This is a genomic window from Sphingopyxis sp. (assembly GCF_035998905.1).
In the GTDB taxonomy this organism is placed as follows: domain Bacteria; phylum Pseudomonadota; class Alphaproteobacteria; order Sphingomonadales; family Sphingomonadaceae; genus Sphingopyxis.
Map to the genome: position 1 here is coordinate 203,040 of NZ_DASYHG010000018.1, position 14,559 is coordinate 217,598.

General features: G+C 60.2%; 15 protein-coding genes. 13 read left to right on the top strand and 2 right to left on the bottom strand.

Features of this window, described 5'->3' with window-relative positions:
- Positions 1 to 48: 48 nt before the first annotated feature.
- The 10 genes from VGN62_RS09745 to VGN62_RS09790 all read left to right on the top strand — a co-directional run bounded on the left by VGN62_RS09745 (position 49) and on the right by VGN62_RS09790 (position 10,937).
- Entirely contained in the window at positions 49 to 1,227 is a 1,179-nt protein-coding gene (locus VGN62_RS09745; RefSeq protein WP_327453199.1) for an acetyl-CoA C-acyltransferase, read from the top strand.
- Between the two features lie 13 nt (positions 1,228 to 1,240).
- The gene (locus tag VGN62_RS09750) at positions 1,241 to 2,779 is read left to right on the top strand and encodes a class I adenylate-forming enzyme family protein (RefSeq protein ID WP_327453201.1); all 1,539 of its coding nucleotides are present in this window, start codon (positions 1,241 to 1,243) and stop codon (positions 2,777 to 2,779) included.
- Complete coding sequence (locus tag VGN62_RS09755; protein ID WP_327453203.1) at positions 2,776 to 3,285, top strand: flavodoxin domain-containing protein; 510 nt, start codon at positions 2,776 to 2,778, stop codon at positions 3,283 to 3,285. The genes VGN62_RS09750 and VGN62_RS09755 overlap by 4 nt, the downstream gene beginning before the upstream one ends.
- A 44-nt stretch (positions 3,286 to 3,329) precedes the next feature.
- The gene (locus VGN62_RS09760; RefSeq protein WP_327453205.1) at positions 3,330 to 5,060 is read left to right on the top strand and encodes a long-chain fatty acid--CoA ligase; all 1,731 of its coding nucleotides are present in this window, start codon (positions 3,330 to 3,332) and stop codon (positions 5,058 to 5,060) included.
- Positions 5,057 to 5,851 (top strand): enoyl-CoA hydratase/isomerase family protein, encoded by a 795-nt coding sequence (locus VGN62_RS09765; RefSeq protein WP_327453207.1) that lies wholly within the window; start codon positions 5,057 to 5,059, stop codon positions 5,849 to 5,851. Before VGN62_RS09760 ends, VGN62_RS09765 begins: the two co-directional genes overlap by 4 nt.
- Positions 5,848 to 6,618 (top strand): enoyl-CoA hydratase-related protein, encoded by a 771-nt coding sequence (locus tag VGN62_RS09770; RefSeq protein ID WP_327453209.1) that lies wholly within the window; start codon positions 5,848 to 5,850, stop codon positions 6,616 to 6,618. The genes VGN62_RS09765 and VGN62_RS09770 overlap by 4 nt, the downstream gene beginning before the upstream one ends.
- Positions 6,536 to 7,813: an epoxide hydrolase family protein gene (locus VGN62_RS09775; RefSeq protein WP_327453211.1), complete on the top strand. Its 1,278-nt coding sequence runs from the start codon at positions 6,536 to 6,538 to the stop codon at positions 7,811 to 7,813. The genes VGN62_RS09770 and VGN62_RS09775 overlap by 83 nt, the downstream gene beginning before the upstream one ends.
- Positions 7,810 to 9,048: an FAD-dependent oxidoreductase gene (locus VGN62_RS09780; protein WP_327453213.1), complete on the top strand. Its 1,239-nt coding sequence runs from the start codon at positions 7,810 to 7,812 to the stop codon at positions 9,046 to 9,048. Before VGN62_RS09775 ends, VGN62_RS09780 begins: the two co-directional genes overlap by 4 nt.
- A 77-nt stretch (positions 9,049 to 9,125) precedes the next feature.
- On the top strand, positions 9,126 to 9,941 hold the full coding sequence (locus VGN62_RS09785; protein WP_327453215.1) for a Phenylacetic acid catabolic protein: 816 nt from the start codon (positions 9,126 to 9,128) through the stop codon (positions 9,939 to 9,941).
- A 159-nt stretch (positions 9,942 to 10,100) separates the two neighbouring features.
- Positions 10,101 to 10,937, top strand: coding sequence for an alpha/beta hydrolase (locus tag VGN62_RS09790; RefSeq protein ID WP_327453217.1), 837 nt, complete (start codon positions 10,101 to 10,103; stop codon positions 10,935 to 10,937).
- On the opposite strand, the gene VGN62_RS09795 is transcribed toward VGN62_RS09790, so the two are convergent.
- A complete protein-coding gene (locus VGN62_RS09795) occupies positions 10,934 to 11,869 on the bottom strand; it encodes a PaaX family transcriptional regulator C-terminal domain-containing protein (RefSeq protein WP_327453219.1) in 936 nt (311 codons plus the stop codon). The two genes, VGN62_RS09790 and VGN62_RS09795, sit on opposite strands and share 4 nt — an antisense overlap.
- Positions 11,870 to 11,950: 81 nt before the next feature.
- A complete protein-coding gene (locus VGN62_RS09800; RefSeq protein ID WP_327453221.1) occupies positions 11,951 to 12,334 on the bottom strand; it encodes a hypothetical protein in 384 nt (127 codons plus the stop codon).
- A gap of 91 nt (positions 12,335 to 12,425) precedes the next feature.
- On the opposite strand from VGN62_RS09800, the gene VGN62_RS09805 reads away from it, so the two are divergent.
- The 3 genes from VGN62_RS09805 to VGN62_RS09815 all read left to right on the top strand — a co-directional run bounded on the left by VGN62_RS09805 (position 12,426) and on the right by VGN62_RS09815 (position 14,499).
- The gene (locus VGN62_RS09805; RefSeq protein WP_327453223.1) at positions 12,426 to 12,725 is read left to right on the top strand and encodes a putative quinol monooxygenase; all 300 of its coding nucleotides are present in this window, start codon (positions 12,426 to 12,428) and stop codon (positions 12,723 to 12,725) included.
- An 89-nt stretch (positions 12,726 to 12,814) separates the two neighbouring features.
- Positions 12,815 to 13,324 (top strand): DUF3617 domain-containing protein, encoded by a 510-nt coding sequence (locus tag VGN62_RS09810; RefSeq protein ID WP_327453225.1) that lies wholly within the window; start codon positions 12,815 to 12,817, stop codon positions 13,322 to 13,324.
- A 236-nt stretch (positions 13,325 to 13,560) separates the two neighbouring features.
- The gene (locus tag VGN62_RS09815; RefSeq protein WP_327453227.1) at positions 13,561 to 14,499 is read left to right on the top strand and encodes a tyrosine-type recombinase/integrase; all 939 of its coding nucleotides are present in this window, start codon (positions 13,561 to 13,563) and stop codon (positions 14,497 to 14,499) included.
- Positions 14,500 to 14,559: the final 60 nt, after the last annotated feature.

Here is a 14,559-nt window from a genome sequence, read left to right on the forward strand (position 1 = left end):
ATTTAGGTCGATTCGGAGCTTAACGCTTCACCAAAAGGGGGAAGAATCATGCGCGAAGCCGCAATCGTTTCGACCGCGAGAACGCCAATAGGCAAAGCATATCGGGGCGCGTTCAATGACTTTGAGACGCCCAGCATGGCAGGGATCGCGATAGCGGCCGCGGTCGAACGCGCCGGCATCGATCCGGCAAGGGTGGAAGATGTTGTGCTCGGTGCTGCGCAGCTGCAGGGATGCCAAGCGAGCACGCTTGGTCGCTTCGCAGCGATGGCAGCAGGACTACCCGTTACAACGGGCGGAATGACGATCGATCGCGCTTGCTCGTCGGGCTTGATGGCGATCGCGACCGCGGCGAAACAGATCCAGTCTGATGGGATGGACATTGTTGTCGCCGGCGGCGCGGAATCGATCAGCCTCGTCCAGAATGAACATATGAACATGCATCGCTACCGCGATCCCCGGCTCGCGGAGAAGATGCCGGCGCTATACCTCACGATGCTCGAAACCGCGCAAATCGTGGCGGATCGCTATAACGTCAGCCGCGAAGCCCAAGACACCTACGCGTTCGAAAGCCATCGTCGGACCGCACTCGCGCAGCAGGCTGGCCGGTTTGACGCCGAGATCGTGCCTGTAAAGGTCCGAAAAGTCGTTCATACCTCCGACGGCAGCCAAGATGTCGGAGTGGAACTGACCGTCGACGAGGGCGTTCGCGCCGAAACCACGATCGAAAGCCTTGCTCGCCTCGATCCGGTGACCGGTGAGAACGGCTCGATAACGGCGGGCAACGCGTCGCAGTTGTCAGACGGCGCTTCGGCGTCAGTTCTGATGGAAGCCGGAGTAGCAATCCGCGCGGGGCTGGAACCACTGGGTTTCTATCGCGGAATGTGCGTTGTCGGCTGCGAACCCGACGAAATGGGAATCGGTCCTGTGTTTGCAATCCCGCGCCTTCTCGAAAAGCACGGCCTAGGAATCGACGATATTGGGTTGTGGGAGCTCAACGAGGCGTTCGCGGTCCAGGCGCTCTATTGCCGCGACCGCCTGGAGATTGATCCCGAACGTTACAACGTCAATGGCGGCGCCATAGCAGTGGGCCATCCCTATGGCATGTCGGGTGCCCGAATGGCTGGTCATGCTCTGCTGGAGGGCAAGCGCAGGAATGTCCGTCACGTCGTCGTCTCGATGTGCATCGGCGGTGGACAGGGCGCCGCTGCGCTCTTTGAAGTTGCGTAAAATGCGGAGCGCAATGAGCAGCGGCAGGCAGATCGGTAGCCGCCTCGAAGGCCCTCGGCTGGAACTGGAAGCGACGCCCCTGCATGACCTGCTCGACCGCGCGGCCGGCAGCCATGGTGCAAGACCTTGGCTGAGTGAGGGAGAGACTATCCTGTCTTACAGCGAAGGTGTCGCCGCCGTTGCCGCGATGGCATCGCGTCTCGCTCAACTCGGGATTTCCCGCGGCGATCGCGTGGCTGTGTTGATGCCGAACTCCATCGCTTTTGCAATTATTGCCTTTGCCTGCTGGCGGCAGGACTTCATTCTGGTCGGGCTCAATCATATCTATAGCGACGAAATGCTTGCCCAGTTGGTTGACGACGCAAGACCAGCAATATTGGTGACAAGCGACCTCGGCGACCTGCCGGTGCGAGCCCGCACTCTTACGGAGCAATCAGGCACCAATTTGCTTGTTGTTGATGCGACAGCCCGCCTCCTTCAGCGGCAGGGTTTCGACGTCACGATTGCGTCGGCGCCCGACCCGTCGCTCGCGGCGCTGCAATATACGGGCGGGACGACAGGATTGCCGAAAGGTGCAATGCTGTCACACCGCAACATCTCGATCTGCGTTGCCCAGATATGCGAGGGCATGCGCGACTTTCGCGAGGCAAGAGAAAAATTCATCGCGCTCGGCCCCTTCTCGCACGTGATCGGGACAACGCTGACGCTCGCACTTGCCACGGCACTCGCAGCCGAGATCGTGATTCCGGAGCGATTCGACGCCGAAAAGACGACCGAGTTCATTCTGGACCAAGAGATCACCACGATCTTTGCAGTCCCCACAATTTTTGCGGCAATCGCCAAAAGTAGGGCGGCCAAAAAGGGAGACTGGAGCGGACTCACTTATGCGCTGTGCGGTGGCGCGCCCCTGGCGGCGAACGATAAGACGGCTTTCGAGGCCGTGACGGGCGTTCGTCTCCATCAAGGCTATGGTTGCTCGGAAACCGCTTCGGCAGCTGTGTTCACTGCCGGCACCCGTGCCGTTCCACCAGGATCAATAGGACAACCAATCGCCGACTGCTCCATTGAGATCATCGGTCCTGACGGCGCACCGCTTCAGCCGGGAGAAACGGGCGAAATTGTCGTGACCGGGCCGAACGTGATGGAGGGGTATTGGCAAGGCTCACTTCCAGTGATTGAACCGATAAGCCGCAGCTTCGCCACGGGAGACTGCGGTTACATCGACAAGGGCCATGTCTTCATAGTCGACAGGCTCAAGGACATGATCATCGCCAGCGGTTTCAATGTTTATCCGGCCCGCGTGGAAAGGGTCGTACAAGCGCATCCGGCGATTGCAGAGGTGGCCGTCGTGGGTAAACCGGATCCATATCGCGGCGAAACCGTCAAGGCGGTTGCCATTCTCAATCCGGGAATGACGCTCACTCTCGAAGAACTGCAGCAATTTGCAGGAAAAAGGCTTTCTCCACTCGAAATGCCACGAATTCTTGAGTGCGTTGTCGACCTCCCGCGCACGCCCATTGGAAAAGTGGACAAGAAAAGGCTGCGTGCATGACGTTCCACAGCACAATCAAACTCGAAAGCCAGCAAATCAACGGCATGACCCAAATCACCAGACTTACCATTCTGCCGGCCTCGCAGTCCGGCACCGCCATCCATGTGGCCGAGGCGATCAAGGACCGGCTCGATGCCTTGGGCAGCCATGTTGTCGAAATCGTCGAGGAAGGACGAATACCGGATATAGGCTTTGCCGACACCGACGTCCTGCTCTTGGTTATCGCTACCCATGGCGAAGGCGAGGTTCCCGACAGCTTTCTGCCCGTATACGAAGCCCTGCAAACCCAGCGACCGAACCTCACGGACCTGCGTTACGGCGTGGTAGCGCTTGGGGATATGACTTATCATAACAGCTTCTGCGGAGCTGGCAGGATTATCGACGGGATATTCGGCGACCTTGGCGGCTCGCGAATTGGCGAGCGCTGTGAGATCGACGCGTCAACGCAACCCTTCGCCGACGAGGACGCGCTGGCTTGGCTCGAACATTGGATCGAAGCCCTGTGAGCTCGGCGATCGGAGATAGTTCGTCCGATCCAACGTGGTCGGCGATGCTGTGGGGTATGATCGCGGATCGCGGTGACGCCCCCGTGCTCCAGGAACGGAAAAACACCGGTTGGCAGCCAATCAGCTGGAGAGCCTTCGGTCAGCGGATCGAAAGCATCGGGTCCGCGCTCCTTGCCAGCGGCTTGGCTCGCGGCGACCGTGGTTGCATTCTGGGCGCGACCGGCGCCGACTGGCTTGCGATCGACGCAGGCATGATGTCGATCGGAATGATAAGCGCCGGCGTCTACCCAACTGAGCCGCCCGACCGCTTGGCCTATATCGCCGGGGACTGCGGCGCGCGCATCCTGTTCGTCGATAGCGAAGCACAACTCGCCAAGGGTCTAGCCGTCCTGGAACGCTGTCCCAATTTGAAGGCCATCGTAGCATTTGGCTTCGTGCCGCTCGACGACCACCCAGCCGTGACGACGCTGGATTCATGGATCCTCAATTGCGACAGCGATCAAGGGAGATTTGGCGATGCCCGGTCGCAGGTTCAAGCAGACGATGGCGCCATCCTCGTTTATACATCGGGAACGACCGGACAGCCCAAGGGCGCACTGGTCACGCACGGCGCCATAGCATGGCAGGTCGAGCATTCGGCGCGGCTCTATCACCCGGAGCCGGGATGGAGCCGCCCCTCCTATCTCCCATTGTGCCACATTGCCGAACGCTATTTCACATTCTTCGCGATGCATGGAGACGGTGTCTCCTACATGGTCGATACCCCCGCCAATTTCGGCAGCGCCGTAACGGAAATACGTCCGCAGTTCATTCTCGGCGTCCCGCGCATTTTTGAGAAATTCCACGAAGCATTCCAAGCTTCGGATCTCGACAAGTCAATCCCGCACCTTGCCGCCGCGCTTGACCGAGGAATGCTTATTGCTGACGAGATCTTGGCCGGACGAGAAGCCCCTCTCCTGTTGCGCGATCGAACACGGCAGGACGCCGAACCCTTGGGTGCGGCACGCGCAGCTCTCGGCCTCGAGCGCGTGCAGATGCTGACCAGCGGCGGTGCGGCCTTCGCACCCGACCTGCTGCGATGGTTTCTCGCGCTCGGCATCCCGATGCTCGAAATGTACGGCATGAGCGAAAGCGGTGTCATCGCTTCTAACCTTCCAAGCTCAATTCGCGGATCGACCGTCGGCAAGGTCTGCGATTTCACCGACGTAATGCTCCGCCCCTCCGGCGAGATCGCTGTCCGCGGCCGCGGGGTATTTTCCCGCTATTGGGGCAAACCCGAGGCAACCGCGGCAGCTTTCGAAGATGGCTGGTTCCTGACCGGTGACATCGGCCGGTTCGACGAGAGCGGACATCTCAGCATTGTGGGGCGCATCAAGGAGATCTTCATTACGTCGGGGGGTAAGAATATCTCGCCGGCGGAGATCGAATCGCGCTTGCGCGCATCGCCTCTCTTGCTCGATGCCATAGCGATCGGCGATGGTAGGAAATTTGTTTCCGCCCTGCTTCAAATCGATGAGATCGCCGTCGCGAACGCCGTACAGCTCTCGCCTGATATCGCGCTGCTTGCGCGCGACAGCAGGGTCCAGGCATTATTGAAGGCCGAAGTGGACGTCGCAAACAGCGGCCTCTCGCACGTCGAGCAAGTCAAGACCTTCCGCGTTCTCCCGCGTGCCTTGAGCCAGGATTTCGATGAACTCACGCCAACACTGAAGGTGAAACGGGCTGTCGTGACGTCCAATTTCAGCTCACTTGTCGAGGAGATGTACTCCATATGACCGATATTATGATCAAATCCGCCATCGACGCCGGCGTGATGACGGTCCGGCTCTCGCGCCCGTCCAAAATGAACGCCCTTACTGGCGAAATGATCGCCGAACTGCATTCGATTTTCGTCGCGATCCGAACGAACCCTTTGGTACGTTGCGTCCTTATCGAGGCGGAAGGCCGGGCTTTCTGTGCTGGTCGAGATCTCGCGGACGCAGGCGCCAACGAGGACGCCGAAGTGTTACTGAATTCGACGGTCAATCCCATGATAGAGGCTCTCTACGCTTGCGAGAAGCCTACGATTGCGGCTGTTAATGGTGTCGCCATGGGCATCGGACTTGGTCTCTGCCTAGCTTGCGACATTGTCTATGCGGGGACGAGCGCAAGCTTCGCCTCGCCCTTCGCAAATCTCGGCGCAGCGCTGGATTCGGGGGGGCATTTTTTCCTGCCCCGCCTGATCGGTAGCGCCAGGACCTTGGAACTGATTTACACAGCCCGGTCAGTCGATGGACAGGAAGCCGAACGGTTCGGCCTCGTCAACAAGGCCGTCGCGGATGATGTTCTCGCCAGTTCGACTCGAGCGCTTGCGCACCGCATCGCGACGGGGCCCGCGACCGCATTTGCCGGGCAGAAGGCCTTGCTGCGAACAGCTCTCGCCTCCGACCTCCACGGGGTTCTGGCCGCCGAGGCGCGCCTTCAGGGAGAATTGGCGAATACCGAAGACTATGCGGAAGGCCTTGCTGCTTTCCGTGAAAAGCGCCGGCCGATGTTCGGTGGCGCATCGAAGGGCACACAGGCATGAACCTTATCAGGACAGAGATCACGGGACGCGTGGGGGTCGTAACGTTCGACCGTCCCGAGGCCAGAAACGCGATGAACGGTTCCCTGATGCGTCAGTTGGGCGAAGCGCTCGACACGTTCGAGGCAGACGAGAATGTCGGGGCGATCGTGGTTACGGGAAGCGACAAGGTGTTTTCCGCGGGCGCCGACATCAAGGAGATGCGCAATCTCAGCTTCGCCGACGCCTATCTCGAAGACTTTGTTACAAAAGACTGGGAGCCGATTCCGAAATGCCGCAAGCCGGTGATTGCGGCAGTGGCTGGGATTGCTGTTGGCGGCGGATGCGAGATCGCGTTGTCGTGCGACATTATCGTCGCCGACGAAACGGCGCGGTTTGGTCAGCCCGAAGTCCAGGTGGGCACCATTCCCGGTGGCGGCGGCACGCAGCGCCTGGCGCGGCTGGTGGGGAAGGGCAAGGCGATGGAACTTTGCCTGACGGGGCGCATAATCGGCGCGTTTGAGGCGGAACGCATCGGGATTGTTACCACGTTGGTCCCTCCCGGCGAAGCTCTGACTGCCGCGATGGCGATGGCGCAGAGGATTGCCGGATTTTCGCTGCCGATCGTTATGCTGATCAAGGAATCGGTCTCCAGAGGATTTGAAGGCACGCTCGCCGAAGGCCTGCGCTTCGAAAGACGGATGTTGCATGCAGCTTTCGCTCTCGATGATCAGAAAGAGGCGATGGCAGCATTTGCGGAAAAACGCTCGCCGCAGTTCCGGCATCGTTGACCACGGCAATCAGGAGAAGCCGATAATGCTTGATGCCGGCACGTCGATGCGGATCGCCTTCGATCGCGAACAGATTAGAGAACTGCGCCGCCGTGTCGCCCAGTATCGCCGCCCTCCAGGCGTATCCGGCAGCGGATGGGGCATGGGCATCGACCTTGATTGGTTCGACGGCCTCATGGAATATTGGTCCACGAAGTTTGACTGGGACAACATTGAGAAGCAGTTGAACGAACGCGATCACAGGCGCGTGACGATCGGGGATGGGCATGGGCGCTCCATCGGCGTGCATATCGTTGTGGAGCCGGGGTCCAATCCGGAGGCCGCCCCGATCTTGTTGACGGCGGGCTGGCCTTCGAGCTTCCTGGAATATGAAGGCGTTCTGGACCGCCTCGCCCATCCGGAGCGGTTTGGCGGACGAGCGCACGAAGGGCGCACGCTCATAGTTGCCGACCTCCCCGGCTTCGGGCTGTCGGATATCCCGGTGGCTCCGATCGATCATCGCACCATGGGCGCGATGTGGAAGCGCCTAATGGTCGATCACCTCGGCTTCGACCTCTTTATAGCACATGGCGGTGACTGGGGCGCCGTTGTTAGTTCTTGGCTGGCGCTGGATTATCCAGGGCATCTCTGTGGCCTTCACCTCTCCATGCTCGGGCTGAAGCCAAATATCCAGAGAGACGCATTGCTGAGCGAAGCCGAGAAGGCTTGGCTCGGCCTTAGCAAGCAACGCCTGGCGGCCGATGGAGGATATCGCGAGACGCAGGCCACAAAGCCCAACACGTTGGCGGTTGGCCTGTCGGACAGCCCCGCTGCCCTTGCGGCATGGATCGTGGAAAAATATCACGGCTGGACGGGCGGCTTGCGCCATAGTCCTCCCTCGCTGTCGCCAGATCAGATGTTAACAGCAGCGACGCTCTACTGGATCGGAAATCGACTTCCGAGCGCCAACTGGATATACTGGAGCGACCGCCAGGCCGCCGACATCGCGCTCGCAGAAGGGGAACGCGTTGAGGTTCCGACCGGGCTGGCAGTGTTCGGGGACGGCTTCTTCCCCCCTCCCCCGAACGATTGGGCGGCACGCGCCTACAACATAGTTCATCGCAGGGACCACCCTTCAGGCGGACATTTCGCGGCCTGGATCGAGCCGGAAGCTTTCGCCGCGGCGCTTGCCGACTTCTGCCGGACGATCACATGACTTCCCGGTCAATTGCCGTTGTGGGAAGCGGCCCCTCGGGATTGTACGCGGCCGACGCGCTCGTTCGCTTAGATCCGGAAGCGACGATCCACATATACGAACGCCTCCCCACCCCCTTTGGCCTCATCCGTTTCGGCGTAGCTCCCGATCACCCGGGCACGAAGGCGGTCACGCGCCAGTTCGACCGCCTGATGGCGCGCCCGAATCTCAGGTTTTTGGGGAATGTTGAGGTCGGCCGCAATCCGGACCTTGATGAGCTACAGGCCGCATATGATCTTGTCATCATGGCCACCGGCGCCCCTCGCGACAGGCGGATGGACATAGAAGGTGATGAACCGGGGCAGATATATGGCTCCGCTGCCATCACAGGGTGGTACAATGGCCACCCCGACCATTCGGACGAAACCCCGGTGATCGGGCGCCGCGTCACCATTTTCGGAATGGGCAATGTAGCGATCGACATTGCCCGGATACTCCTGAAGCCGCGCGACGAGCTTGCGCACACCGATATGCCTCCGGCCGTTGTCGCCGCCTTGCGCGACTGCCTCCCCGACGAGGTGTCCCTCGTTGCTCGCCGCGGTCCGGAGCATGCGAGCTTCACGCCGACGGAACTCGCCGCGCTCGCCGCGCTCCCAGGGCTGTCGGTCCATATCGGAGGCACCATTCCAGACAATGCCGGCGACACTCTTATCGAAAAGAGGCTGGACCTTCTGCGCTCACTGAAGGGCACGGGCACCGGCGGAGATCGTCGCCTCAACCTTCTATTCGGACGCCAGCCAGCGGTTGTGCGTCGCTCACACCACGGCCAAGTTGTGCAACTCCAAAATTCAGCGACGAACCAGCAAGAGGAGCATTTAGCCGACACCCTTATTTCCGCGATCGGGTATGAATGCCAAGACCTGCCGGGCATTCGGACCGAAGACGGTCGGATTCTCTCTGACGGATCAGGCCGTGTCGCGCGCGGCGTATATGCTGTCGGGTGGTGCCGGCGGGGATCGAACGGTACGATCCCCACCAACCGGCAAGAGGCGCAGGCGGTCGTAAAGGCCGCGCTGGCAAGTCCGGATCTCACGGCAGGAAAGAGCCCGTCTCAGCTGATCGCTCGACTTGAGCAGTCGTCAGCACCCATTGTCGACTGGGCTACATGGAAGCGGATCGAGGCGATTGAGCGTGGGGACGGATGCATGCCGGGGAAGCTCGCCACTTGGGTCGAGCTTCTTGATGCCGCCAAATAGACATATAAAACATTTTTTCTCTTTTCGTTGGTGATAATTGTTGTATATTATACCAATCGAATCCGAGGAGAAATGCGATGCAAATGTATGACAAAGGCGACGAGCTTCCCGCCGACTATCGCAAGGCGCTCATTCACCTCCTGACGTTTCAAGCTGATTCAGAATATGCCGGTGCGCAGCGCGTGGGCGAGAATCTGCAATTTGCGCCGCGGCCGGAGGAGGCGTATCGCCTCTCCAAGAAGACAATGGAGGAATATGGGCACGCCTTCTACCTCTGGACCATTCTCGAAGATCTTGGGATCGACGTAAAACCTCGCCTTGAAGAGCTGCGCGACAACCCCGAGAATCCGGACCCGAAGAAGGTCAACATCATCAACGGTTTTCGCCGGGAATATTGGAAAGATCAGTTCCAGTGCTGGGAAGATGTGGCAATGATGTCCTGCGTTGCCACGCCGGGCGCGGTAATCTTTCTCGGCCAGTACTGCAAATGCTCTTATCTCCCGTGGGCGCGCGTCTCGGAGCGCATCAAACGCGAGGAAATGGGCCACATGGGTTTCGGCACATGGGCAGTTAAGCGGATCATCGAGTTCGGAGGCGAGGAAGCGCGCGAACGACTGCAGCGTCGCGTACCCAAATTCCTGCGTCAGGGCATGGGCATGTACGGCCGACCTTCCGAAGGCGACGCCCAGTCGGCCCATTTCGCAAAATATTACGACATGGGCCTTAAAATTATGACGCCCGAGGAGTGCATGGCACAGTATGTCGATCTAGTGCGCGAACGACTGGCCGACGTCGGCCTCGAGTTCATTGAAGGGGTCGAGCCCGACTACGACCAGCGCTTCGGCTATGCGATGGACGATCTCGAACTTGAGCAACATATGGCGTCTGCATGATGGCGCCAGGCAAGCGTCGCCGTTTCGCAGTCAGCAGCACCGGTCCCGGCTCGGCACGGTCACCCCTGCATGGGTAGAGCTCGGACGGCGGACGAGAGGTTTCCGCTGGCAAGGTTCGCAGGCAGGCGCCCATCGGCGCCTGCCGACTACCGGACTGCGATGGCGCTCCGCCCCTCCCCCGACGAGATTGAGGTCGACGGAACCTCGATCCAGTTTCTGACTTGGGGTCGACGCGGCTCGCCGGGACTCCTGCTTGTCCACGGGGGGCTGGCGAACGCATTCTGGTGGGCCCATCTGGGGCCCGCTCTGGCGCAAGATTATCGTGTGGCCGCCCTTTCACTCTCGGGAATGGGCCACTCGGGTCACCGACCGCATTACACCCTGGCAGGCTATGCCAATGAACTGCACTGCGTCGCTGTCTCGGCCGGACTCATGGACGCAGGCCCGCCCGTCATCGCCGCCCATAGTTTCGGCACTGCGCCTACCATGCTTCTTCTTTCAGATCCGGATTGCTGGGCGAGCGGCGCCATCTTGATCGACGGCGATCCGGATACGCTGACCGGCGAGCCACCGGGCGAAATGCGACGCGAGCGGCAATATTACCCGTCGCTATCTGCAGCACTCGCCCGCTATCGGCTCATGCCTTTCGAGCCGTGCCATAACGCATTTATCGTGGACGATATTGCCAGGGCCTCGCTTCGCAACGACGAAAACGGCTATTTCTGGGCTCATGACCCTGGCATAGGCTATCGCCTCCAGCTCAATGATCCAAGGGCCCGTATCGTGGAGACGCGCCGCCCGATTTGCATCATCCACGGGGAACATTCAGCAATCATACGGGGACCGGTCCTCGACGCATTGCGAAAGAAAGCGCCTTTCGGGACCCCGTTCTTGGAAATCGGCGGGGCCGGTCATCATACCATGATCAGCGCGCCGGCGGACACGCTTGCCGCAATCCGCCGGATGGCGGATTGGATTGCACGCACGCAGGCCTAGGCGATCGGGGATAGACCCCCGAAACGCTGGTAGAGCAGATCGCCCGCATCCCCCATCGGCCCGTCAGCCGATCGCACATGATCCCGCAGGAAGGCTTCCGACGGTTGAAGCAAGGCTTGATAAATGCTTTTGCACAAGGTGAATGCACTCATTCCCGCCCAAGGATCGGGCAGAAGATCTTTGGGCAGCCGCGGATCCTGCAGGACCGCTGATCGATATTCGTGAATCAGCAATGTGCGGAGGATGAATGCGGTTTCCCCATCGGGAACAAAACCGCGATCAAGGTCGAGCCAGAACGGACGGAAGCGCGAGAGGAAACGTTCGTAAAGCGCAGCGATACGCGGGATATCCCACGCTTTCTTGACGATGCCCCGCAACAGATTTTCGTCCTTCGGAAGTATGGACTCGGCTCGCATCACCTCGATGCGTTCGCGCAGATCCAGCTCCTGGAACAGAAATTCGACCGCCTCTATGCTCTCGGCCGCACTTATAAAAATGTCGCTGGACAGGCGCCCTACACCATTCCAGCGCAGTTCCGACCAGAGATTGCCGAGCTGCTTGGCATTGAGCCCTGATACGCCTGCCAGGAGAATGTACCAAGTCCCGGACCAGCTGAGGACCGGAGGCCCATAAACGCGCGGATAATGTTTCTTCAACCTAAGAACATGTTCCTCGGTCATCGAGTAGAAGCTGAACTTTCCGATACGTGTGGGATGCAGCCACCCGTCATGCACGAGCCGAAGGGCCGAGGTTCTCGCCAGATATTCTGCCACGCCGAAACGGTCGGCCAGTCCGACCAAGCTGGCGAGCCAGACAGTCCCCCCATGCGGAACGAGCATGTCGCCGTAAATCGTTCCAATCAACGCTTTCGGGCTGATCTTGACGCTCTTGCGAAGCGCGTCGACACGTTGTTCGAACTTTGGGCTCGCCATACTTCAGCTTTCGATGATCAAATGTTCCACAAGGGCTAAGAAGCCCGTAGAACAGCAGTCTGGGGGACTGCAACACGATCCTCAAGCAGGCAGTATCCCGTCTATGTGCGCGCGAAGCTCACCGAACGCCTCGACAGCGTCTTCATATGCATCGCGCGCCTCGGCATAATTTTCAACAAGGACTGGATCAGCCCCAGAAATCTGTATCTCACGATGCACGGCATCGCAGGCGTCCATGAGGCGATCGAGAGCCCGGCGGCTAAGAACATAGTCATTCACCCGTTCGCGCGCCTCGCCGTCGATATCAGCAAGATCGGGAACATGCTGCCGGTCGAGCGTGGCAAAATCCCTTTTCAGAATCGCCCACTCCACGTCCGAAGGCGGCCCGCCGGTCACATCGTCCCCGGCGGTATATCCGAAGCGCGCAAGTTCAACCCGACGCCCTTGCTCATTCGCCAACATCATCTTTATCGCTCCTGCCCATAGACACGCGATCAATATATGATACATTTAATATGCCATCAAGGAACCATTTTGTTTTATATAAGGAAGACGCATGCACTCCAATTCAGTCATCATGCAGGTCCAAATTGTCGCCAAGGAAGGCCGAGACGGAGAGGTTCGCGATATTCTTGCGCGCGTTGCCGAGGCTTCGCGCGCCGAAGAGGGGTGTGAGATCTACCAGCTCATGGAACATCCAAAACAGACGGGGCGCTTTTCGCTGCTGGAGCGGTGGCGCGACGCCGCAACCTTCGAGCGGCATCAGCGCTCACCGCACCTTAACGAAGGACTTTCCAGCCTGGGCGCGCTGCTCGCGGCCCCACCGTCCTTCGAACCTTGGCGCGCTCTAGAGTAACCGTTTCGTCTTCGCTGATGCAGTGGGGCGTGAGGTAATTGCGAGCGCGCAAGGAGCCCAAGAACAACAATCGATAGATTATGGAAGCTATGAAGAAGTTTCTGACGGTCGCCGCGATCAGCGCGGCGCTGGCACTGGGCGGATGTGGCAAGAGCGAAGACAAGGCGACAAAGCCGGCCGGGACAGTGAAGCGCGAAGCTGGCAACTGGAAAGCCGACGTGAAGCTGGTCAAGTTTGGAATGCCCGGCGTCCCCGACAATGTGAAGGACCAGTTGGCGAAGCAACTTGCAGCCGGCAGGGGGACCGAACAGTGCCTTACGCAGGAAAAGGCTGACAAGGAAGATGTCGCGGGCGCGCTGTCGAAGGGCTATGGCGAAGCCTGCACCTGGAACAACAACCAGATCGGCGATGGCAAGATCGACGTGGCCGGCACCTGCACGCAGGGCCAGCAGAAGGTCGAACTCGTACTCGCAGGCACCCTCGAAGCCAAGAAGACCGGTGTTCTCGTGACGTCGAAGGGCAAGTCGCCGATGGGCGGCGGGGACATGGAAATGCAGATGCAGGTCAGCAGCACCAATATCGGTCATTGCAACGGCTGAACCGCACATCAGCGCCAACGCATGAAGAGACGCGGTCCATACCGCGTCCCTTTTCAACATATGACCGACTTACATATTCGCTTTCGGGAACGCTTTGCCACTGATGGCCGATGCACGAACCACTGCGTGGATTGGCGCTGGCCTGGAGGTAAAGCCGTCCAGCGAGTGCCGCACGTGATTGAACGTCCGCGGCCATAGGCAGAGCATTTCGACTCCTTCAACTGAGGAGTCGAACGATGAATGAGCTTATCCAGATTGGCCCGATCAGCCCGCTACGCCAGCGCCTGCTCGACGACATGGCGATGCGGAGGTTCGGGCCGGAGACGCAGCGTAATTATCTGCGCGACGTCGGACGGTTCGCGACCTGGCTCGGGCGCTCGCCCCACACCGCGACCGCCGAGGATGTCCGGCAGTTCCAGATCGAGCAGCAACAGGCGGGCGTCCCGGCGCCCACCATGAACAGCATCGTTGGCGCGCTGAGGTTCTTCTTTACGCACACGCTCGACCGCCCCGACCTCGCGCGCAAGCTCGTCCGTACCAGGCAGGTGCGCAAGATCCCCGTCGTCCTGACCATGGCCGAGGTGAAGCGGCTGCTCGATGCGCCCCGCTCGCTCAAGCACCAGGCCGCGCTGTCGGTCGCTTATGGCGCGGGGCTGCGCGTCGCCGAGGTATCGGCGCTGAAGGTTACCGATATCGACAGCAAGCGGATGCTGCTGCGGATCGAGCACGGCAAAGGCGGGCGGTACCGCAACGCCATGCTGCCCGAAGGCCTGCTCCTGCTGCTCCGCGACTGGTGGCGCGCGGGACGGCAACAGGGCATCCTCGTTCCCGACGGCTGGCTTTTCCCCGGACAGAGCGCCGCAGCTCCGATCAGCACGCGCCAGCTTTACCGCGTCGTCGTCGAGGCCGCTGAGGCCGCGGATATCGACAAGCGCGTCGGACCGCATACGCTGCGCCATAGCTTCGCCACCCATCTTCTCGAGGATGGCGTCGACATCCGCGTCATCCAGGCGTTGCTCGGTCACGCCAAGCTGAACACCACCGCCTTCTACACCCAGGTTGCCACCAAGACTGGACTGCCCGCGATGACTGGTCCGTGTCAAACGGCGTTCAAAAGGGACCCCCGATCGGCGTCGAAGAGGGACCCCTTTTCGGATATGATGTTGGTTTGTTGAAGATGGCCTTGCGCTGCGTGCGGCGGAGGGCGGGCGTAGCCCGACCGGAGGCGCGCGCAG